The organism is Filimonas zeae, assembly GCF_014641615.1.
Classification (GTDB): domain Bacteria; phylum Bacteroidota; class Bacteroidia; order Chitinophagales; family Chitinophagaceae; genus Filimonas; species Filimonas zeae.
This window is the reverse complement of the sequence record NZ_BMIB01000001.1, coordinates 149,962-170,613: the sequence shown is the minus strand read 5'-3', so window position 1 is coordinate 170,613 and position 20,652 is coordinate 149,962. Positions and strand designations below refer to the sequence as shown.

The following is a 20,652-nucleotide window of genomic DNA, read 5'->3' as shown; positions in this document are numbered from 1 at the left end:
TGCTGTGTAAACCGGGTTAATTAAAACAATATCTTGTATAAGCAGAGAGTTAGTATACATCGCGTTCATTTCCCCATCCCGGTTTCCTGTACGAAACATCCATCACAATTGTTTGCCCGAACACGTTGTTTAGTTGCGCGGCAAACATAGCATGAAATGCGCAACGCAGTTCTACCGTTTATACAAAAATTATCATCATATGTACATCGGTAAGCAGTTTTACCGGCAGTTTGCCGCCATTTACCGGCAAATGGTATACGAACAGGTGTTAATGCGCAGCATAATGGTGCAGATAATCAAACGGAGCGGTCAGCTGCCCGTTTTTAAGAATAGTAGCCCGGTCAATAGTAACACTGCCATTTCCCAGCAAGTCATGCAGGATATGTTTTAGCAACTGTTCGCCAAAATACCGGCTGGCATCCCTTGGCAGCTCGTTAGGCAGGTTACCCACTGCCATAACATCTACTCCATCTTTATGGTAAGGTGTCAGTTTTTCTCGTGTGGTACGATGAACGCCGTATACCGGATTATCAATAGTACCATCACCCAGGTTGCAGGGTATACTGCCCCCGGTATCATCGGTAATATCTGCAATGGTTTGTATAGCAAACTCCGGCCGCTGCATATCCTCCCACTCAAATAAACGGGGTATATCCTGCGCCCAGTAAATGCCATTCATCAGCACATCTGTATGTGGCAGGTATTGGCGAAACAGGCATTGGTATTCATTGGGATGTTCATGAAAATGTTCGCGGTTATAATCGCCCGTGGTAGCATGCCGGTACAGGTCGCGCCCTTTCAGATGCACATATACCGGGTAGGTAAAGCTGCGCTGCAGATATTCCTCCGGTTCCACCTCCTGCACATCTACCAGGTTCATAATCTCCAGTATACCATGTGCCACGCGGCCACTGCCGGTAACTGCTATTTTAATATTGGGCAGTTTTAGCCCGAAGTAGGTGTGAATTAAGGCCCGGTAATCTTTGTGCTTATACACATGCTCCAGCTGGTACTGGCCCGTGCGTTTGCCGTAAGCCATCAGGCCGTTGTGCGCGCCCACAATACCGGCAAAAAAGCCGAAGCCAATAATACGCTGCCCATCCTCATGTTCCAGACACTCATAGTCTATCAGGGTAATACCCCTGTCCATCATGGTATGCAGCATGGCCTGGTTGTGGGGTTGTTTTTTACGCGTATGGCTGAAAAACAAATAGGTTTTACCCGGCAGCAGCTGCTGTACCGGCACTTCCTTAATACCCAACAGTATATCGCAGCTACTTATATCGTCAGTTACCGTAATACCCGCCCTGCGGTATTCCTCATCGGAAAAACACCTTCCGGGCGATGATTCCACCAATATGTGCACATCGGGTCTGTTTTTTAACAACCATTTGCACTGCGCCGGTGTAAGGGCTACACGGTTGTCGGTAGGTGTTTTCCCTTCTCTGATAAGGCCAATCGTAAGCATTCCGGTAAATTTGCTTTTGAAGATAAGAAAAAGGAGCGCTGAACAATGAAGCTATTAAGTAAGATATGGAGCATGATACGCAAAGTATTGCTGCCTAAAAAAAGCTGCTGTAAGTAAAAGATTAACAGCTTCGCAAAAAATAACCCGCTGTATTTTGGCCGTAATAAAAGGAAAGCCTAATATTGCAGCCCTGTTAAAGGAGAGTTTGAGGCCCAGATGGCGGAATTGGTAGACGCGCTAGACTCAAAATCTTGTTCTCGCAAGGGAGTGCAGGTTCGATTCCTGTTCTGGGCACATAGGCAAAAAGCCTCACAAGTAAAATGTGAGGCTTTTTTGTTTTATAGCACAGCCTTAATACCTATAAAGAAAACTTACATGGAAGAAAGATATAACGGCCGGGGCATTTTAACCCTCCCAATGCTTCAGGAAATATTGGAAACATTTTCATGGCCTGCCTCCTACCTGCTAATTGATGACCTGCCTTCGATGATTATTATGCGCTTTCCACATTGCGATTTTACTTTTGAAGTAGGGTTTGAAGGCAAACTGGAATTTAGTATATGGCCTGAACAGAGTGATACCAACCGATTTAAACGGGAGGATGCCCTTATTGCACTTAGGGAAATGGGTGATGAGAAAGGAATAATATTTCCTTTTTTACAACCATACTCTGCAGAAAAACCTTCTCCTGAAAAAATGAGACATAAAATAAGAAATGTATGTGTGATAATGCAAACCTACTTTTTACCCTCTATTGGGGGAGACTTCAGCTGGATAAGCCGCTATTTTGAAATAAGAAATAGAATATCTGGTTTTTAAGTAGCCCACTAAATTCTTTTATAACCAGCTGATGACATCCTTTAATAATTAGATTCCCTGGAAAAACAGAACTCGCTCAACAGCAGCCTTTTGAACGCCATATTCCCCAATAGTACGTTTGAGATTACTTTTGAGCACCGGACAATACCTGCGCAAACGTCACCAGATTAAAACGTTTATCATTCTTAATAAACTCATCCATCATCGCCGCATGCCCCGCTCCTGCAATGATCACAATATTTTTATCAGCTGCCCCTATCGCATTCTGGATATTCGCATACATGATCAGGTTACGCTTATACCAGCTGGCTACCAGATCTGATCCAAAAAACTCAGTTGAATCATTTACCCTGTTCAGGAAAGAAATATACAATCCCTTGTTGAGTGCATACTGCTCGTCACTATTCAAACAAAGCAGAACCTCTTCCAGTTTCTCGTGGCTCAAACAACTATTCATAAAATCTTCCATCGCAGTTATGCTGGCCTTATACTCCGGAAAAGTGAAATATGGATTATTCTCCAGTTTAGATTTTAATAAATTAAACCTTATAGGCACTCTATCATAATCCATTGCATACACAGAATCATTCCCGGCTTTCTTTGCGAGGCGGAACCCCAGTTGAAATATCTCATTTTCCGCATAAAAACGTTTATTGAAATCATTTAACGTGTCAGCTTTATAATATGCGGCTCCACTTTTATAAAGGGAGTAAAGTACATTCAGCTTATCATGCTCTGCATAATCGTATTCAACAAATACTTTCTCTGGCTTATACTTCTCAATAATTATGTTAGTGATATGCTCAAGACCATCCTGATTTTCTTTTGTCAATATACTCCTTTCATTTACCTTTCCTTCATCAAATCCGGGATTGTTAAAATGGTAAAGGCCAATTAGTATAACATTAATTTTTTGTTGGCTATAGGCTACGCTAACGGTAAGTAGTAAGAAAAGCAACAATAACATCCTCATAGTATCAAAAATTGCGGGCAAATATACACCTAAATATAAGTGGTAGCGACAGGCCAGCTTGTCCTGGTAAGGGAGATCATGTTGTTTTGGTTGTGAAGTGAAAACATTCCACGCAGACTGTCAAATGTTAACAAAACTGCGTGGAATGTTTGATGTCCAAGCTTACCCACTTCTGAATTTCGTTGTCTAACCTGGAGCTGACAGTAACCGAAATTGCTTATGAACTGAATTTCGCGACAATTCTTACTTCTGTAAACTTTTTAAAACTCAGGTAGGTGTGTCACCTGAAACTTTCAGGAAGGCTTTGTAAATACTATATAAAATCTGCTTTTAAAACAGCTTTGTGTAGGCTGCAGGCATGCTCTTTAATGGCCTGATCCTGATATCCCGGTATAAAACTTCGGCTCCTTCGCTCTGTAGTTGAATCTTTCCGCTGTCCATCGGCACCTCTGTGCCATCGGCCGCTTTGTACCGTGAGTTTTTCAATATCATTACCACTTTTCCGTTAACGATGTGCAGGCTTTTTCCTTCAAAGCAAATCAGTTCCAGCGTGTTCCAGCCGTTGTTGGGCGTTTCGTAATTGCCTGAACGCATACAGAATATATCCCCGCCTTTCCCGAGGGTTCCGAATGGAGCGGTTGAATCAGCAACACGGTTCATGGTTCCTTCTGAGGGGAAGGAACGGATATCAATCATCCCGGTGGCCTGGCACCAGAAATCGCCCATGTGCCCTTCCATAATCTGAAATTCCTGTGAGAGCATCCATGACCTCCAATACTCCGCACCAGCCTCGCCATTGGAATGGTACAGGATGCCTGAATCTTTCAGCTTACGCTTTCTGGGGTTGTGTTTTAGGTTGCCCCATCTAACCTGTAGTGTAAGGTGGTAGTTTTTATAAGATTGCTTTGTGAAAAGAGCACCATAGATTTCTCCACTGATTCGAAGGATAGGCCCGGAGGGATCATCTATGATGGAAAAAACACGATGCTGGTCTTTGTTGTAGCCGATAGGGGCTACAGGTTTACCCTGGGCATCTTTGGGTATACTACCGTTATAATCTTCGGTATGCGCATAGCTCAGATAGTTTTCGAACCTGGACATATTCTTATCCAACAGTTGTTCCCATTGCTCTTCCACCCGCATGCCTGATAATGTAACGATCAGGAGCAGCGACAGTGTTGTAATCAGTTCTCTTTTCATTGGTGTATTTTTTCTGGTTGTTTATGCTACAAAATTATTCCGCCCCCTGGCCGGGCAATTGTACAAATCATACATTTTCCGATACTTTTATGACCATGAGACGACACATATTTTATCGGGCACTCCCTTTCTCTTTAAACACCTTCACTTTTTCCACAGCCCGGCTTATCCCAAGTACAACAGGCAATACCCAATTTTGCAAAGTTCGCCCGCAAACTATAATAACCATTCCCCGCAACTACATTACTCTTTCGGGAACCTGTATCATTACAATCAGGGAAACCGGCGGCTGTTCCGTAGGCATATCCAGCAATCCATTGAGTTTTCTGCCTTCATGTACAAATTCAAAACTTTCCGTTTTCATCTGCCCCCATGCAGTACATGTGAAGAAACAGAGAGGCAATAGCAGCCACAGAATGTTTGCAGGTTTTATCATTTACGGTAAGCTTATACTTAAATATATTGAAAGCATTCTATAATTACATATCTTTTGTATAAATGGAGCAGCAAGGCTAGTATTCAACAATAATTTGCGTGGTTATACTTTTTCAATGTTTTGAAAATGTAAATTGCCGTATACTATCATTCAATGACATCAGATTTCTCCTTTGACACCCCTGAGCAACACGAATGCGATTATCTGATTCCGCACCTTCGCGAAGCACATTCGATACTGGATTATAAAACACTAAGCAATCTTGCCGAAAATGCCCGTGGAAAAGGAATATTTTATGGTGACGTTGAGGAGGAGCATGTGACACTCTTCAAACTCATGCTAAATATATCTCTTGACCTTTTGCAACAACCCGAAGCGTTTCTTTCAGCTGACATATGGAGCTTTATAGCGACTTGCTATGACATTCACTTTCACCAGATACAGCTAAACGAATATCCGGCTGATACAGCTGGATTATTCTTCGAATTAACAAGAAATGTATTACAACCAGCTTTTTATAAACTCTATACAGAAGCAGGTTCAGTGCAACACTGGTACAATACCTGCATCTATTTCATTAAAATGGCGGACGGTTGGTTTTCAACAAGAAAAAGAGAATTCATTGATATTTATACGCTTTTACAGCCATGGATGAACCACCAGGATACAGACCTCAATGAATACTGGTCAGATATCTATAAAGATCTAACATCCCAATATTGACAACCAATTTTGAAACCAATAACTATAAACACCATGAAGCTAAAATTTACATTTTTAAGCATTGTACTTTTTCTGGCTGCCAGCACTGCCTTTGGACAAACACATCAAGACAGCTTAGACATAAAACAGGCAGCCCTAGACTATATAGAATCGCAGCACAAACCCAATGCTGCACGAATGGAGCGTGCCCTGCATCCCAGAATGGTAAAAAGAACATTCTGGAAGGATAAAGCAACGGGAAAAGACTATGTACGGGAAACAACTACGGAATCAATGGTATTACTTGCGGAAAGCTATAATACAAATGGCGATAAGTTTCCGGCATCACCTAAGAAAGAAGTAAAATTGCTGGATGTTTCTGAACGAACAGCTTCTGTAAAGTTAATTGCCGACGAATGGATTGACTATATGCACATTGTGAAATTAAATGGCACCTGGAAAATTATAAATGTACTCTGGCAGTATAATGACACTAAACAACACTAGAATAAATAAGGTCACCTATTTGCGTTATAAAATTTACAAATGGGTGACCTTATTCACTGCTCCATCACTATTGAAGTACTACATCACAAATTCTTCTTTTACAATCTTTCCATCCTTCACGGTGTATATACACAGTTCTTTCATAGCCGTGCGTCCGTGAGCTTTCATGGTCGCGTCCATTTCCAGTACACAAGCAAAAGTATGATCTGCTACAATGGGGTCTGTTACCCGAATACTGTGCATCGTTTCTACCAGGTCGTCAAACTTGTGGCCCTTTTCAATAATGGCAGGTAAGCCTTTGGTTTCTTTTTCAAAAACGGAAGATGCTTCCGGCTCTATACTAATCACGTCATCCGCATACAGTTCCCGTTGCGCCTGTTCCCATTGGCTGTTGCGGCAATACGCAACCAGTTTATCAGCAATCTGTTGAATGGTCATAAAATTAGCTTTATCACATAGCGGCAAAAAGCAGGCCGGTAGTGGTCTGTTGGCTTTCAGCATTTTCCATTATCCTCGGTCTTTTGTTTTTAGAAAGTACTGGTACCAACTCTGCATTTTTACAAAAGCAGAAAAACTGCTTGCTACCATGGTATAGTCCTCATTGCCGTTCTGAAAAAAGTAAACCGGCGGGTTGTCTCCTTTATTCAGTTTTAAAAACCAGAACGCCTCTATATCTTCCGTGCAGCAAAAAACAAAATCATTTCTACCCACCTGAATGTCCACACCGGCAACCGCCACTATCTCCTTCGCCTCATTCCTCATACCACCAAAATCCGGATAGGAATAACTGTTTTCCCCACCGATTTCAAAAGCATAGTGCTTCCCCAATATCATAAAAACTTCCCGGTAAGCAACCGGGAACTGAACGCCCCACTTAGCCTCCAGCTTTACCAGCTCCGCATCTGAAATAGTATCATCTATTCCTGCATACTCCTTGTATTCCAGGAGAAATTTCATGTATTTGTAATTGCTCATATATTTTGTTCAATAAACTTAGCCCCTGCCCATGCGGGAACGCCTTTCCTTTAACAACAAATACCCCTGATACCAACTCACGTTCTTAACAAAAGAAACTAAACTGTCAGCCACCTTCTCATAAGTATCCCCGCCTTTTTCGTAAGCATATACCGGTGGATTATCTCCTTCATCCGTTTTAAAAAACCAGATGTATTCTGTTTCCAAAAAACAACAGAATACAAAATCCTTTCCTCCTACATCAATAGTATCAGCACATGCCGCTGCAATTTCTTTGGCTTTCATCAGCATGCCTTTATAATCAGGATCAACGAAGCTGTTTTCCTGCCCGATATCAAACGCAAACTGCCTGCCCAGTATCTGAAAAATTTCCCGGTAAGCCGCCGGAAACTTTACTTTCAGTTGCGCTTCCAGCGCAGCTATCTGGGCCTCTGTAGCACTTTCCCTTAAACCTTTGAAACTCTTGTATTCCTGGAGAAACCCCATGTATCTGTAATTTCCGTTCTTCATTACCGGCAAAATAGGTATTCCCCGTATAAAACCATATTATCAGAAGTTTAAATCGCTTACGCCTGAACCAGTAAATTGCGATATGAAAACAACGTTAGGAAGAACAATCATTCTGGTAGACGATTATGACAAGGCTTTTCATTTTTATCAGCAGAACTTTTTCTGTGAAAAGATATTTGATGCAGTAACACCCGATGGCCAGCGGTTTCTGCATGTAAAATTTAGTGGCGACACATCTGCCGGCTTATGGTTTCTGCAGGCAGATACCGCGGAGCAAAAAAGCCTGGTGGGGAAACAAACAGGTGGCCAGCCGGTATTGGTAATGTATACAGATGATTGCCAGGCATTATACCAGCACGTGCAACAAAACGGAGTAGAAATTATAGAGGAAATCACCTCTATGGAAGGAAGTACGTTTTTTCATTGTGCTGATTTATATGGCAACCGCATTACAGTAGTTACCGTTTAAATATCCCGAATGTTATCATAACATCTGAAAACGAAAAAGAGGGTGTCTCTTTACAGAAAACACCCTCTTGCATTTACCACATTCAGCGCCATCAACGCCTCCTGCTAAATAGCCACTTTAAAAGAAACGACACTATAAAGCTTACTACCGCACCAATAACCGCCAGAATAGTTGTTTTCATAACATCAGAAACGCACACTATGGCATTGATACCGGACAGTAAAGTACCACCGGCAATTCCGGTTTTACAGGCATCGCTCCATAAAGTATTATTCATATTGCTCCTCCTTCATTCGCAAGGCAGCATCATCTACCGTAGTCTGACTCACTGCCGTTAACACACCGCCCGCAGCCACCATACAGCCTGCCACCTGAACTACTGCTGCAGGTAAAACACCTTTTTCTACCAGTAGCGCCCCGCCGGAGGCAGTAAGCATTAACCCAATGGTACGGAGCGTTTTAAAAAAGGGAGGCGTAGGCGCAGTTACCCGTTTTGAGATACTTAGTGGTTTATTCGCCTTCATGTTGTTGATTTTTTAGTGATTGAATAGTAAGAAACACTTTCTCTTTGCGGTCTATAGCCTCATACACCCGCTTCAACAGTGCATTAAAAGCCGCGCGCGATTGGGTACCACAACCGGGTCGGGTGTGGCGGGTAACCGGAGCAATACAGCCGCGGAGTTCCAGCAGGGCATCGTTGGCACAATGTATCAGAATATCACTTCTTCCTTCCACATTACGCACCTCCAGGTGCTTTTTAAAACGCACACTGGTACGCTTTACCAGCTGGTAACGCTCTTCGGGAATGCAGGATATTTCGCTGGCATTATCTTTCCAGGGCAATTCTATAGTAAAACATTGAACCTTCCCCGCAATAGTTAGTGTACCGTTGGTACCTGCTTCGTGATATACACGTGTAAGTAATAGTTCCATAAGAATTACCCTCCAAATACAGTTGTTACAATATCACTTTGCTGCCCTATCGTCTCGCGCAGGTTGGTGTACATAGCCATGTATTCGCGGTACTCAGGTGTGGTAGCTTCCACAAGCGGCCGCCTGTCAAGAAAAGGAGAGGCAAAATCAGTTCCCAGCTTTTCCCAACCCAACGTTCCTTTAATACGGCTATAGATTACTACACCTTCCAACCCCTGTTTATTAAAGGCAATGCTCACGTAGCCCGGATACACCGTTAACCGTAACTCAGGTTTAACCTTGCTAAGATCCAGTGTCTGGCTTGGGCCAATGATTCCCAGGTCGCGCCCTATTTCTTCCGTGTAGGCAGGATGCGTTTTAATTCTGGCAATACATTTTCTCAGTATTGCACCCTTTTCCTTTACCATACGCCTTTTAAAAGCTGACGCTTCCTTTGCCTGATTGCGCTTGATCTCCTGGCTATCTACTGAAGACTCAATGGCAAACGCGGCCTCTTCCTGCTCCGTAACCTCTGCCGCCGCTAACCCAACTGTTGGGCCATGTACAGTGATATTCTCTTTATAACTTGCACTCCATACACCAAGCCTGTCATCTGAGGTTGGAAAATAATCTCTTGTCTGTTTCATCTTTTTAAACTTTACTTGTTGATTTTTTTAAAAGCTGTTCTGCACCCTGCGCGCCGGAGGCAGTAAGCCGTTGACAACACAAAAGGAAAAAAAAGAAGAAAGGAACCATTTGGGGACCGGTTCCCGGACCATGCTGAAATGCAGGCTGGTAAAGGAAACTTTTTTTGAAAAAAAATCCGCAGGTATGTTTCAGGGTGTTATTAAAATGGTTATCCACAGAATATTGGTACCAACCAGCGCCCCAAACATATGCATGTACAAAACATTGGTGCACATGAGCCACAACTTAAGGCGCATGGCGCTGTACTTAATATACCTGCGCCACTGCTTAATACCAACGGGCACCGTATTAATACGCTTGTGTAAGCCGGGTGTATAAATATGGTACACCGTTAGCACATTTCTTTTACAGTATATGCCTGACATTGCCCTTCATATGTATCAGGTATTTCCCTGGTGTGCATGGGGCGCTCCGTTGATATAACGCCGGCACAAAATTATACCAACGGTGTACTCATTCATATGCATGAAAGAAGCCGCACCCTAACGGATGCGGCCAGTACATGAATTTCTAACTAAAGCACATGAAGCTGGTATTACTGCGTACCATTAAGCAAGCCAACCATACGGATGGCTACGCCAGGTACATGCCGGAACTATCAACCCTTATAATCTTCCAGCCACCTGATACATTTTTTCAAAAAAATGATAAGGTTTTTCCGTGTATGGTCACTGATATTCTTGTAACCCTTATCAAAAAACTCCTCCGTGGTCTGCTCCGTTGTAGGAGTCTGAATAAGGGATACCAGCAGGCGCTTCAGTTCGGCCATATTAATGTTACCGATAAAGTCAACACCTTTAAATACTCTGAAAAGTCCGGCAATAAATGCAATTGTTTCATTCAATATCAGCCGCGGTATCTTACCGGTTTTGGAGTCGGCCGGAATTTCCCACTCCGTTTCCTCCTCAGGCTCCTCCGGTAACTGCCCGGCAGTAAAATAGCCGCTGTTTCGTAGCAAATCCAGCAACTGGTGGTCTATCAGCGTGCGCTTGCCTGCAAATACCGCGGCACTGGCTTGCGGCTGTGCAAGCACCAGTTCCTCCAGCTCCAGAGCGTAGTCGTGAATACGCTCAAACGTTTCAAAAGTTACAACCCCATGCCGGTTACTGTGAAACTGCTTTAAGGGCCGCAGGGCCATTAAAGCAAGGGTTTCATCAGCCAACACGTTCCTGAGTGGCTTCAAAAGCCTGCGGGATTTGTTAGCTACTTCGTGACGCGCCTCCTTGGTATCTCTGTCTGCAACTTTAATGTTCTTGCTGCAGTGCACAAACCAACCGCCGCTGATCTCTCCCTCTATCTTACGCAAACCACTACACAAAGCTTTTACATAGCCAGGCTCCTCCTGGCCTTTAAAAAGTGCCCGTGAACGATGGAATATCGAATCCCGATGTACCACAAGGCAACTTCTCACATGATTAATTGTATCATCCTTTTCAGCATTACGCTTATGCACGCATTCACACATAATTTGTGCAGATATTTCTCTGCCTACGGAACGGATACAAGTATGGATAGTATCGGAATCCTGTCCGGTTTTTCCATCCATTACATCATAAACATAAGCTGTGAGCTTAGTGAGGGCATTATCCAGCGATGCCCCCTGCGGGTAATTAGAGAAAGCTTCCATTTTTCGGTAAGCGGTTTGGTGAAAAATAAGTTATGCGGCCCTTCTGGATAGGATTTTAAAACAAAAAAACAACTAACATCTGCAGTAGCTAGAATTCAATATTAAATCAATATTATTGTTCAATTACCTTAAAAAAACGGATAAATCACGAATTTAACAACCTGTTATCATATACATAATTTACTATATTAATTTTTATATTAATGAAAAAAAGCGCCTGCAATGGCGCTCCTTTCTATCAGATAATACAATATCCTTATTCATTAAAACTGTTAAAATGCCAATCAAACCACCAACATTAAAGTCCCCTCACCGTACCGCCATCCACACGTAATATGGCCCCACTTACATAATCGGCATACGGACTGGCCAGATAAACCACTGCTGCGGCTACCTCTTCCTGCCTGCCAAACCTGCCCGCATCATTAGGCACCAATTCCTTCACCGCCTTTTGTTCTATCTCTACCAGCTCACTGCCCCACCCTTTCTTTGGTGCAGCATTCCGAAGCCACTGTTCAACACCCGCATTCATAATAGCACCGGGCGCTACTACGTTAGAAGTAATACCTGTACCACTCAACTGCCTGGCCAGTGATACACTCATGTTGTGCCTTGCCGCCAAACTGGCATTATAATGAGGCAGATCGCTTACAGGCTGTGTACCTAAACCACCACCTATGTTAATTACCCGGCCCCAGCCCAGCGTTTTCATAGCAGGTACAATGCGCTGAATCATACGTACATACGATACCACGTTTACATTGTATACATGCAGCCAGTCTTCAGTAGTGGTATCACTCCAGGAGGTGTGTGCGTAAAAACCGGCATTGTTTACCAGTATATCTATGGCACCGCCCGCTAATGCACCGGCAGCTACCTCATCGGCACCTTCGTTGGTAGCCAGATCACCCAATACTACCTCTGCCGATCCGCCTGCCTGCAATATCTGCTGCACCACGGCATCAGCACGTTCTGCATTGCGTCCATGTACAATTACGTGTGCACCTTCTTTTGCCAGCATAAGGGCAATAGCCTCTCCCAGGCCGGCGCTGGCACCTGTTACCAGTGCGCGCCTGCCCGCTAATTTATAATCCATATAAGATGTGTTTAAAATTGACTATGCCAGTGGCCGCCCCTGCGAGGGAGCGTTGCCAAACTCTTTTTTATAAGCGTGATATCATTGCTATTTTCCATCGCCTTCTGTTTACACCACAAAGTTCGGTTGCCTTATAGAAAGACGCTATGTTTAACCGGTCAATCTGGTTTGTTTTAAAGCTCAGCAAATACTCTGACAAACCTGTTGTCTGCTTCATTTAAAAGTTACACCATTTCCCACTGCCCACTCCAGAAATGCTTTTGCATGCTTACGCTCTGCCCTGAAGCCTCCCATCACTAGAAGATACCCAAACCCGAACATCCCGAAGGGTATCAGTAAAAACAGCGAATCTTTTCCTCCCAAATCCGGCCATTGCCATTCCCAAACAGCCATCCATATTTTAAGAATTCCCAGCACCAATATACCTGCACACGCCATCCCCACCACTCCCATCCATACACACATAAATGCCATTACCGCCATATCCAAACGCATATTCACCTTTAGCATGGTTACACCATCTGCCTCGTAAAATTCACCGGTAACCACAGGTACAAAAGAATTCCTGTATTCAATAATCCTGCTTATGGCAAAAGTGTCTCCATTCATATATCCTCTATAGGGCTTGCCACCCCGTGAAGACGGTTGAATATGATCGCTCAACCGTTGCTTTACTTCTTCAACCGAAAACCGGCTTTCCAGCCGGTAGCTTTCGAATGGCAGGTATTTGTTTAAACGCATGGGTATAACATATTGATATCACTAATATACTGCCTGTTTAAACATACTCCCCTTCTGCTTTATTTTTTGCCCCAATGGTGCGGATGGCTATTTTTATAGCCGAAACCAGTATCGATTGCAGAAGGGGGAAACGGCTTGCGAAGAAAATATATTACTCCTCTTGTCACAAGGGGATGAGCAGGCATTTGCATGGATATACGAAAAAACCTACCCCAGCCTGTATTATTATGTAAAGCGGTTTGTGGAAGAAGAGCAGGCGCGCGATATTGTGGCTGATTGTTATATAAAACTGCTGCGCGCCCCCAAAAAATTTGACCATCTGGCCCATTGCAGCGCTTATATAAAAGCAATAGCCCGCAACGCCTGTATAGATTTACTGCAACGCCGGAACCGGGAAATCCATACCCTGCAGCAACTGGCCCTGTTACAGAATGAGCAGCAGGAAGTCACCAACCAGCACTACGAACTGGAAGCGCTGGTGTACAAAAAGATACTGGACGAAATAGAACAACTACCCGCTTTTACCAAAAAAATATTCAAACTATCCTACCTGGAGGGTTTAAACAATACCGAAATAGGCGCTTTGCTGAATATTCGCGACCAAACCGTGCGCAATAAAAAAGCCGAAGCCCTCAAAAAACTGCGGTTAAAACTGGCAGAGATGAGCCGGTTTCTGCACCTGCTGAAATTTTTTCTGAAATTCTAGGGTACAAAATGCTTCTCCCAAAGTATATATTCTACAGCGCATGACTAACAGTAACGGCTTTATACAAAATGAGCGGATAGCAGCCCTGGTGATGAAACATCTCCAGGACAATTTGACTGTACCGGAAACGGAAGAGCTGGAGCGTTGGAAAAACGAAAGCGCTGCCAACAGCGAACTGTTTGCCACACTCACCCACCCGGATACCATACGGCAGGAGGTGCAACGGCTGGATGCAGCTAACAATGCCATACGGCAGAAGCTGGCGGCAGCCGGTATACATATAACAGATGCGCCTGCCACCGTAAAGCCACCGGCCCGCCTGCGCACCATAACCCGTTGGGTAGCGGCAGCCTGTTTAGTACTGGCCGCAGGTACTGCAGCATTGCTCTGGCGCAAACAGCCGGCACCTGCAAAACCTGAGGCCAAAGCAGTGGCTCCGTTAAGTGTGCCGCCCGGCAAAAACGGCGCAGTGCTTACCTTGGCAGATGGCAGTACGCTGGTACTGGATAGCATGGGCAATGGTGAAATAACCACACAAACCGGCGCAAAACTGATATTAAAAGATAGTGCGCTGGCATATACCCCGGCAGGTGGTGCAGCTAATGGAGCCATAGGGTACAATACCATGACAACGCCCAACGGACGCCAGTTTCAGGTAACGCTGCCGGATGGTAGCAAGGTATGGCTGAACGCAGCCAGTTCGCTCCGTTACCCCACTGCCTTTACCGGCAAAGAACGCCTGGTAGAGGTAACGGGAGAAGCCTGGTTTGAAGTAGCGCCCAAAGCCAACATGCCTTTTCGCATTAACGTAAACAACCAGGCCACTATAGAAGTGCTGGGTACCAGCTTTAATGTTAACGCGTATGAAAACGAGGGCATGGTACGCGCTACACTAATAAACGGTGCTATAGCCGTAAGCAACCAGCAGCAGCGGGCAGTGCTGAAGCCGGGCCAGCAGGCCAGTGTGGCGCCCACGGCCGGAAGCCGTATGCGGGTAGAACTGGCAGATGTAGACAAGGTTGCTGCCTGGCGGTACGGACTGTTTAACTTTCAGGATGCCTCTTTACAGGAAGTGATGAAGCAACTGGAACGCTGGTACGATATACGGGTGGTATATGACAAAAAGATACCCGACATAAAATTTGGCGGTGAACTGAGCAGAAATATGACGCTGGAAGGATTGCTTCGCACACTGGAAGCCTCCGAAGTACACTTCCGCATGGAAGATGCACGCACCCTGGTTATATCTCAGTAATGCCTGCTGCTGTATAATAATAGGATGGTTGATAATAACTCAGAACTGATTGCGAAGCCGTTTAATGCACGATGGATGATTGCTTGCTTCCTTCACCACTCTGCCGGCGTGTGCCGGAATTATTAACACCATAACAGATAGAATATAAAAAAGCTTGTGCGCCAAAGTGTGGTTAACGCTTTGGATAGCCAGCGGTTTGCCATAAAGTGCAGCTGCACATTTTATAACCAACAAACGTAAAACTATGCCCAAAACCGTTTTTCCGGCCCCTAACCGGAAAGCATTTACTAAAACACTGTTAGTGATGAAACTGACGATTTGCTTACTTATTGCCTGCTGCCTGGGAGCCAGTGCCAGCGGCATTTCGCAAACCATTACCTTAACCGGTAAAGACCTGCCGCTGGAAACTATTTTTACGCGGGTAAAGGAACAAACAGGTTATGTAGTGTTCTACAACCAGGCGCTGTTAAAAAACACAAAGCCCGTATCGCTATCTGTACGCGATATGCCCCTGAATCGTTTTTTCGATCTGGTATTGAAAGATCAGTCGCTCAGCTTTCGTACAGAAGATAAAACCATTGTACTGTACCGCAAAGCCGCCAGCCCCGAAGTTTTTCAGGCAGTAAAGCTGATTACCCCGCAGGAAGTGGTTACCGGTACGGTACGCAGTAACGATGGCACTGTATTGCCGGGCGCTACCGTTAGCGTAAAAGGTACCAGAACCTCTGTAACTACCGATAACAAAGGCAGCTTTTCTATTCCTGCCACTGCCACCGATACCATTGTAATTGCCTTTGTGGGGTTTAAAACCACTGAAATAGCACTTACGGCTGCCGACCTGAAAAGGGCGCTGGTAGCAGAACTGGTAAGAACCGGCAGCGATCTGGACCAGGTAGTGGTTATTGGTTATGGTAAAGTGCGCAAACGCGACCTTACCGGTGCCGTATCTTCTGTAAAAGCAGAAGACATAGCATTAAGCCCGGTACAGAACCCGATGGAAGCCTTACAGGGCCGCGTTTCCGGTTTGGATATCCAGCGCGAATCGGGCAGGGCAGGCTCTTCCCCGGCTGTGCTGTTAAGGGGTAACCGTTCTTTAACTGCCTCACAAAATCCTTTATATATTATCGATGGCATACCCACCAACATCAACAATCTTAACCCCAACGACATTGAATCTATAGACGTATTAAAAGATGCCTCGTCCACTGCCATCTACGGCTCGCAGGGTGCCAACGGGGTAATTATGATTACCACCAAAAAAGCCAAAGCCGGTAAGGTGCAGATTGATCTGAACAGCTACTACGGTGTAAACGGCTTTGCCTCTTTCCCCAAACCCTTACAGGGCGAAGCCTGGCTGCAATACCACCGCGATCGGTTTTTTATAGAAAACGGTGTACAGCCTACTGCCCTTACCGATCTGGGTTTTACCCCCGCTGGTATAGCGGCTATAGAAAAAGGACAATGGGTTGACTGGGTGGGTGAAGTATTACAAACCGGTAGCCAGCAAAACCATCACCTATCTTTCAGAGGTGGTTCTGAAAAAATGCAGGCTTATCTATCCCTGGGTTTTATACGTGAAAAAGGCATTTACCAGAACGATTTATCTGAAGTATATAACTCACGCGGGGGTATAGAACTGAAAGCAGGCAACCTGCTGAAAACCGGTTTTCAGAGCATTGTTAACTACCGCAAAAGCACCGGAACTAACAGCCGCGTAAATAAAGCCTACAGCGTGTATCCCGTAGGCATACCTTACGATGAGGCGGGTAATGTTAACCTGCGCCCTATTGAAGGCGACCCCAACGTTATCAGCCTTATGGCCAATAACTACCCCGGCGCTTATGCCAACCAGGGCAGAAACTTTAACCTGCAGTTTAACCCTTATGTAGAATTTACACCGGTAAAAAATGTTACCCTGCGCTCTAACTTTGGAGCTGGCTTATCCTCCGGCCGTACCGGCACTTTCCAGGGCATCAACTCCTACAACTTTCTTACAGAAGGCAAAACAGATGCAGAAGGCAATTACGAAACCAGCATGGGCTACAGCTATATCTGGGAAAACTTTCTTACCTGGAAATTCAATGCCGGCTTCGATCATGAGTTTACTGTTACAGGGCTTACCTCCTGGGCCAACAGCAAAAGCGAAGGCACTAATATAGGAGGCAGAGGTATTGATTACGAAGAGTTCCAGTTTTACAACATGTCTGCCTACCGCACTCTGTACGGCATAAGCAACAGCTTTAGCGAAACCAGCCGCATGTCGTTCGGGGGCCGTATTAACTATGCCTACAAAGGCAAATACCTGTTACAGGTTACCAACCGCCGCGATGGTGCTTCGCAGCTGGCAGAAGGCAACAAGTGGAGTTCGTTCCCTTCCGCCTCGGTAGCATGGCGTATTATTGATGAGCCCTTTATGCTCAACACCCGCTCGTGGTTAAACGATTTAAAACTGCGTGCAGGGCACGGTGTATCCGGCCTGGCCAGTATAGATCCGTATTCCAGCCTTACCGGTATGACTACCCGTACCAGCACGGCCAACCTCTCGCTGGGTGGTGGCTCTGTACTACCCGTATACGCCCCTACGGCTAAAATTGCCAATGCCGATCTTACCTGGGAGCGCTCTGCCAACACCAACATAGGTTTGGAAGCTGCTGCCTTTAATAACAACATCACTTTTACGGCTGAATACTACCGTACCAGAACCACTGGCATTTTGTGGGAAAGACGCATACCCACCAGCTCCGGCGGCGCAGATGCTAAGAACCCGTATGAAAAAATGTCGAACATAGGCACCTCAGAAAACAGAGGCTGGGAGTTTACCATAGGTAGTAAGAATATTCATAAGAAAGACTTTCAGTGGAACACCTTTGCCACTTTTACCACTGCCCGCGAGCAACTGGTAAATATTGATCTGGGTAAATTAACGGTAGATGAACTGGTGAGTGAAGGCCTGTTTATGGGCCAGCCTGTGAAAGATGTGTATTACGGCTATAAGAAAACAGGCGTATGGCAACTGGGGCAGGAAGAAGAAGCCGCGAAGTATGGCGCCAAACCCGGTGATATTAAAATAGCTACCGTAGAACAGGTAAATGCCAACGGTGAGGGGGATAAAGGCGTACACGTATACTCTACCAAAGACCGTATGGTGGTGGGTAATAAAATACCTGACTGGTTTGTAGGTGTACAAAACACCTTCCGCTACAAAGGGTTTGACCTTACTGTGTTTATAAACGCCCGTTACGGACAAATGCTGAATGCACAGGTACTGGGTTACTGGGGCACCGTAGCACAACCAGAAACTTATAGCACCTGGAGACCTGATAACCCCACCAATGACTTTCCACGTGCGGGCAGCACCTTTAGCAGAACCTTTGAATCGGCACTGATGCTGGTAGACGGATCTTACATTAAAATAAAGAACGTAACCCTGGGTTATACCCTGCGGGAAAATGCGGGGAAGCGTTTAGGCATAGGTAACCTGCGTGTATATGGCACTGCCTATAACCCGCTTATTTTTACCAGAAGCCATCTGCTGAAAAACGTAGACCCCGAAAATGGTGGTGCAGACTCCTTCCCGCTGTTTAAACAAATTGTATTTGGTATTAACCTTTCCCTGTAAAACCAACAGATCATGAAAAAATTATGGAATATAGGAATAGCTGCCGCCACAGTATGCTTGCTGAGTCTGCTGAATGCCTGTAGCTTAAAAGAAAAGAACGTAGCGGTATTATCGCTCGATAAATCGTTCACCACCCGTTCCGGCTTTGAAGGCCTGCTGAACGGCTGCTATAACGATCTGTATTTTTTGTATGGCAAAGAAGATTTTGTAGCGCCAACTGAACTGGGTACCGACCTGTGGGCCAACGTAGGCACTGCCGGTGCCGGCTTTACGCTGTACGACCATCGCCTGGTAACCACCGATGGTAACCTGAAAGTGATATGGGGCAGCGCCTACAGCACCATTAACCTGTGCAATACCGTATTGTACTATGGTAAAGAAGTAAAGGGCTACACCTCGCAGGCCGAGCTGAATGCCAAACTGGCCGAAGCTTATTTTCTCCGCGCCTTCTCTAACTTTATTCTGGTAGAAGAGTTTGGCGGCGTAGTACTACGCACCACTTCCTCTACGGTAGAAGGCGTAGACAATGCTCCTAAACGCAGCAGCGAAAAAGACTTTTACGATCTTATTATCTCCGACCTCAAATTTGCCGTACAGCACTTACCGGTAAACCAGGGTCTGCGTGGCCGGGTCAGCAAAAAAGCCGCTTATGGCTTACTGGCCAAAGTATACCTGCAACGCACCCGCCTGGGCGAGGCACAGGAATACGCCCGCCTGGCACTGGAAACCGCAGAAGAGCTGATTAACCACCAAACGCAATACGGTGCAACGCTGTACACCAGCGACAACACCCGCTCTGGCTTTGGCAAACTATGGGCAGGTGAAAACAATAAAACCAATACGGAGTTTTTGTTTATACAGGCCGTAGAGCATGCCAATGGTTACAACCCTGAGTTCTGGAACCGTGGCCGTACCCGCCAGTTTTTTCTGCCCGACCTGGGTGGACGCGGTGGCGAATGGGGCGCCCGTGAAGGCAGCCCTTTATATGGCCGCTCTAACAGCCGCCGGTTTAAACCCAGCCGTTATTTGCTTACACAATGTTTTGAGCCTTCTGCCACCACTGCCGACACGCGCTTTGCAGAAAGCTTTACGTATAAGTTTTACGCCAACGCCAACAAAGAGATAACCAATGCGCTTGCCACAACATATAAGAAAGACCCTTCGGTGGTGGGATATGTAATTAAAGGCACCAGCGCCAAAGCCACAGCATCTGTTAACTTTTACACGCAAACCATAGAGGAGCAAACCAATATGGCCAACGATGCAGGCCTGGCCGTGTTTACCCCTAACTGGACCATCAGCACAACAGATAAAGCGAAGATGCCCATGATGGTGTCTGACCCATCAGATCTGTTTGACCCGGCCACCAACAAATACAAAGACCCGGCAGCTTTTCCGGATGAGGTAAACCTTACCAACGTACACCCCGCATTGAAAAAGTTTTCTGCACCCCTGTATGCACAAAGCAACCAGTACTGGATGGGCGATTTTTCTATTATACGCCTGGGCGATATTTACCTGGTAGCCGCCGAAGCCGCTTTACTATACAATGGCGACAAAAGCAAAGCCGCAGGTTTTATTAACACCATTCGTAAACGCGCCGCACTTGTTTCCCGCGAAGCGGAGCAGGTAATAGCCCCCACTGTAGTTGATATAGACTTTATACTAAAAGAACGCGCCCGCGAACTGGCCGGCGAACATATGCGCTGGATGGATTTAAAACGCACAGGCAAATTGACCAAAGCTTACCTGATGCAAACCAACCCCATTTCAGGCGAACTGTTCGATGCCAGCCGCCACACAGTAAGGCCCATACCACAGTCTTTTCTGGATGCCATTTCCAATGCAGATGAGTTTGGCACCAATGGATATTAGTTTGACTTCTCCCCATATACCCCAATAAACAAAAAGGCCGCTATTACCCAGCGG

20 protein-coding genes and 1 tRNA gene are annotated in these 20,652 nt (G+C 45.4%); 9 read left to right on the top strand and 12 right to left on the bottom strand.

Going from position 1 to position 20,652, the window contains the following annotated elements:
* Positions 1-268 precede the first annotated feature (268 nt).
* Positions 269-1,468 carry an NAD(P)-dependent oxidoreductase gene (locus IEY13_RS00785; RefSeq protein ID WP_188949721.1) on the bottom strand — a complete coding sequence of 400 codons (1,200 nt, stop codon included), beginning with the start codon at positions 1,466-1,468 and terminating at the stop codon, positions 269-271.
* A gap of 210 nt (positions 1,469-1,678) precedes the next feature.
* Between IEY13_RS00785 and IEY13_RS00780 the strand changes: the two genes are divergently transcribed.
* Together IEY13_RS00780 and IEY13_RS00775 are read left to right on the top strand one after the other, a co-directional pair.
* Positions 1,679-1,762: transfer RNA gene (locus IEY13_RS00780), tRNA-Leu, on the top strand.
* An 81-nt stretch (positions 1,763-1,843) separates the two neighbouring features.
* Positions 1,844-2,287: a hypothetical protein gene (locus IEY13_RS00775; protein WP_188949719.1), complete on the top strand. Its 444-nt coding sequence runs from the start codon at positions 1,844-1,846 to the stop codon at positions 2,285-2,287.
* Between the two features lie 124 nt (positions 2,288-2,411).
* On the opposite strand, the gene IEY13_RS00770 is transcribed toward IEY13_RS00775, so the two are convergent.
* Positions 2,412-3,260: a DUF5694 domain-containing protein gene (locus tag IEY13_RS00770; protein ID WP_188949717.1), complete on the bottom strand. Its 849-nt coding sequence runs from the start codon at positions 3,258-3,260 to the stop codon at positions 2,412-2,414.
* Between the two features lie 330 nt (positions 3,261-3,590).
* Entirely contained in the window at positions 3,591-4,460 is an 870-nt protein-coding gene (locus IEY13_RS00765; RefSeq protein WP_188949715.1) for a 3-keto-disaccharide hydrolase, read from the bottom strand.
* 589 nt (positions 4,461-5,049) lie between these two features.
* Between IEY13_RS00765 and IEY13_RS00760 the strand changes: the two genes are divergently transcribed.
* Both IEY13_RS00760 and IEY13_RS00755 read left to right on the top strand, forming a co-directional pair.
* The gene (locus tag IEY13_RS00760; RefSeq protein ID WP_188949713.1) at positions 5,050-5,619 is read left to right on the top strand and encodes a hypothetical protein; all 570 of its coding nucleotides are present in this window, start codon (positions 5,050-5,052) and stop codon (positions 5,617-5,619) included.
* 33 nt (positions 5,620-5,652) lie between these two features.
* Positions 5,653-6,105 (top strand): nuclear transport factor 2 family protein, encoded by a 453-nt coding sequence (locus IEY13_RS00755; RefSeq protein ID WP_188949711.1) that lies wholly within the window; start codon positions 5,653-5,655, stop codon positions 6,103-6,105.
* A 78-nt stretch (positions 6,106-6,183) separates the two neighbouring features.
* Here IEY13_RS00755 and IEY13_RS00750 read toward each other — a convergent pair whose 3' ends face one another.
* The 3 genes from IEY13_RS00750 to IEY13_RS00740 all read right to left on the bottom strand — a co-directional run bounded on the left by IEY13_RS00750 (position 6,184) and on the right by IEY13_RS00740 (position 7,590).
* Positions 6,184-6,543, bottom strand: a complete 360-nt coding sequence (locus IEY13_RS00750; protein ID WP_188949709.1) for a nuclear transport factor 2 family protein — start codon at positions 6,541-6,543, stop codon at positions 6,184-6,186.
* A gap of 69 nt (positions 6,544-6,612) precedes the next feature.
* The gene (locus IEY13_RS00745) at positions 6,613-7,062 is read right to left on the bottom strand and encodes an SMI1/KNR4 family protein (protein WP_188949707.1); all 450 of its coding nucleotides are present in this window, start codon (positions 7,060-7,062) and stop codon (positions 6,613-6,615) included.
* A gap of 36 nt (positions 7,063-7,098) precedes the next feature.
* Positions 7,099-7,590 carry an SMI1/KNR4 family protein gene (locus tag IEY13_RS00740; RefSeq protein WP_188949705.1) on the bottom strand — a complete coding sequence of 164 codons (492 nt, stop codon included), beginning with the start codon at positions 7,588-7,590 and terminating at the stop codon, positions 7,099-7,101.
* A gap of 82 nt (positions 7,591-7,672) precedes the next feature.
* On the opposite strand from IEY13_RS00740, the gene IEY13_RS00735 reads away from it, so the two are divergent.
* A complete protein-coding gene (locus IEY13_RS00735) occupies positions 7,673-8,059 on the top strand; it encodes a VOC family protein (protein WP_188949703.1) in 387 nt (128 codons plus the stop codon).
* A 269-nt stretch (positions 8,060-8,328) separates the two neighbouring features.
* On the opposite strand, the gene IEY13_RS00730 is transcribed toward IEY13_RS00735, so the two are convergent.
* The 6 genes from IEY13_RS00730 to IEY13_RS00705 all read right to left on the bottom strand — a co-directional run bounded on the left by IEY13_RS00730 (position 8,329) and on the right by IEY13_RS00705 (position 13,143).
* A complete protein-coding gene (locus tag IEY13_RS00730; RefSeq protein ID WP_188949701.1) occupies positions 8,329-8,583 on the bottom strand; it encodes a hypothetical protein in 255 nt (84 codons plus the stop codon).
* On the bottom strand, positions 8,570-8,992 hold the full coding sequence (locus tag IEY13_RS00725) for a DUF5675 family protein (protein ID WP_188949699.1): 423 nt from the start codon (positions 8,990-8,992) through the stop codon (positions 8,570-8,572). Before IEY13_RS00725 ends, IEY13_RS00730 begins: the two co-directional genes overlap by 14 nt.
* A 5-nt stretch (positions 8,993-8,997) precedes the next feature.
* Positions 8,998-9,618, bottom strand: a complete 621-nt coding sequence (locus IEY13_RS00720) for a hypothetical protein (RefSeq protein WP_188949697.1) — start codon at positions 9,616-9,618, stop codon at positions 8,998-9,000.
* A gap of 659 nt (positions 9,619-10,277) precedes the next feature.
* Entirely contained in the window at positions 10,278-11,306 is a 1,029-nt protein-coding gene (locus IEY13_RS00715) for a hypothetical protein (protein WP_188949695.1), read from the bottom strand.
* A 298-nt stretch (positions 11,307-11,604) separates the two neighbouring features.
* The gene (locus tag IEY13_RS00710) at positions 11,605-12,402 is read right to left on the bottom strand and encodes an SDR family NAD(P)-dependent oxidoreductase (protein ID WP_188949693.1); all 798 of its coding nucleotides are present in this window, start codon (positions 12,400-12,402) and stop codon (positions 11,605-11,607) included.
* 213 nt (positions 12,403-12,615) lie between these two features.
* The gene (locus IEY13_RS00705) at positions 12,616-13,143 is read right to left on the bottom strand and encodes a hypothetical protein (RefSeq protein ID WP_188949691.1); all 528 of its coding nucleotides are present in this window, start codon (positions 13,141-13,143) and stop codon (positions 12,616-12,618) included.
* A gap of 160 nt (positions 13,144-13,303) precedes the next feature.
* Between IEY13_RS00705 and IEY13_RS00700 the strand changes: the two genes are divergently transcribed.
* The 4 genes from IEY13_RS00700 to IEY13_RS00685 all read left to right on the top strand — a co-directional run bounded on the left by IEY13_RS00700 (position 13,304) and on the right by IEY13_RS00685 (position 20,598).
* A complete protein-coding gene (locus tag IEY13_RS00700) occupies positions 13,304-13,849 on the top strand; it encodes an RNA polymerase sigma factor (RefSeq protein WP_188949689.1) in 546 nt (181 codons plus the stop codon).
* A gap of 40 nt (positions 13,850-13,889) precedes the next feature.
* Positions 13,890-15,104 carry a FecR family protein gene (locus IEY13_RS00695; protein WP_188949687.1) on the top strand — a complete coding sequence of 405 codons (1,215 nt, stop codon included), beginning with the start codon at positions 13,890-13,892 and terminating at the stop codon, positions 15,102-15,104.
* A 304-nt stretch (positions 15,105-15,408) separates the two neighbouring features.
* Positions 15,409-18,723 carry a TonB-dependent receptor gene (locus tag IEY13_RS00690; protein WP_188949685.1) on the top strand — a complete coding sequence of 1,105 codons (3,315 nt, stop codon included), beginning with the start codon at positions 15,409-15,411 and terminating at the stop codon, positions 18,721-18,723.
* Between the two features lie 12 nt (positions 18,724-18,735).
* On the top strand, positions 18,736-20,598 hold the full coding sequence (locus tag IEY13_RS00685; protein ID WP_188949684.1) for a RagB/SusD family nutrient uptake outer membrane protein: 1,863 nt from the start codon (positions 18,736-18,738) through the stop codon (positions 20,596-20,598).
* Positions 20,599-20,652: the final 54 nt, after the last annotated feature.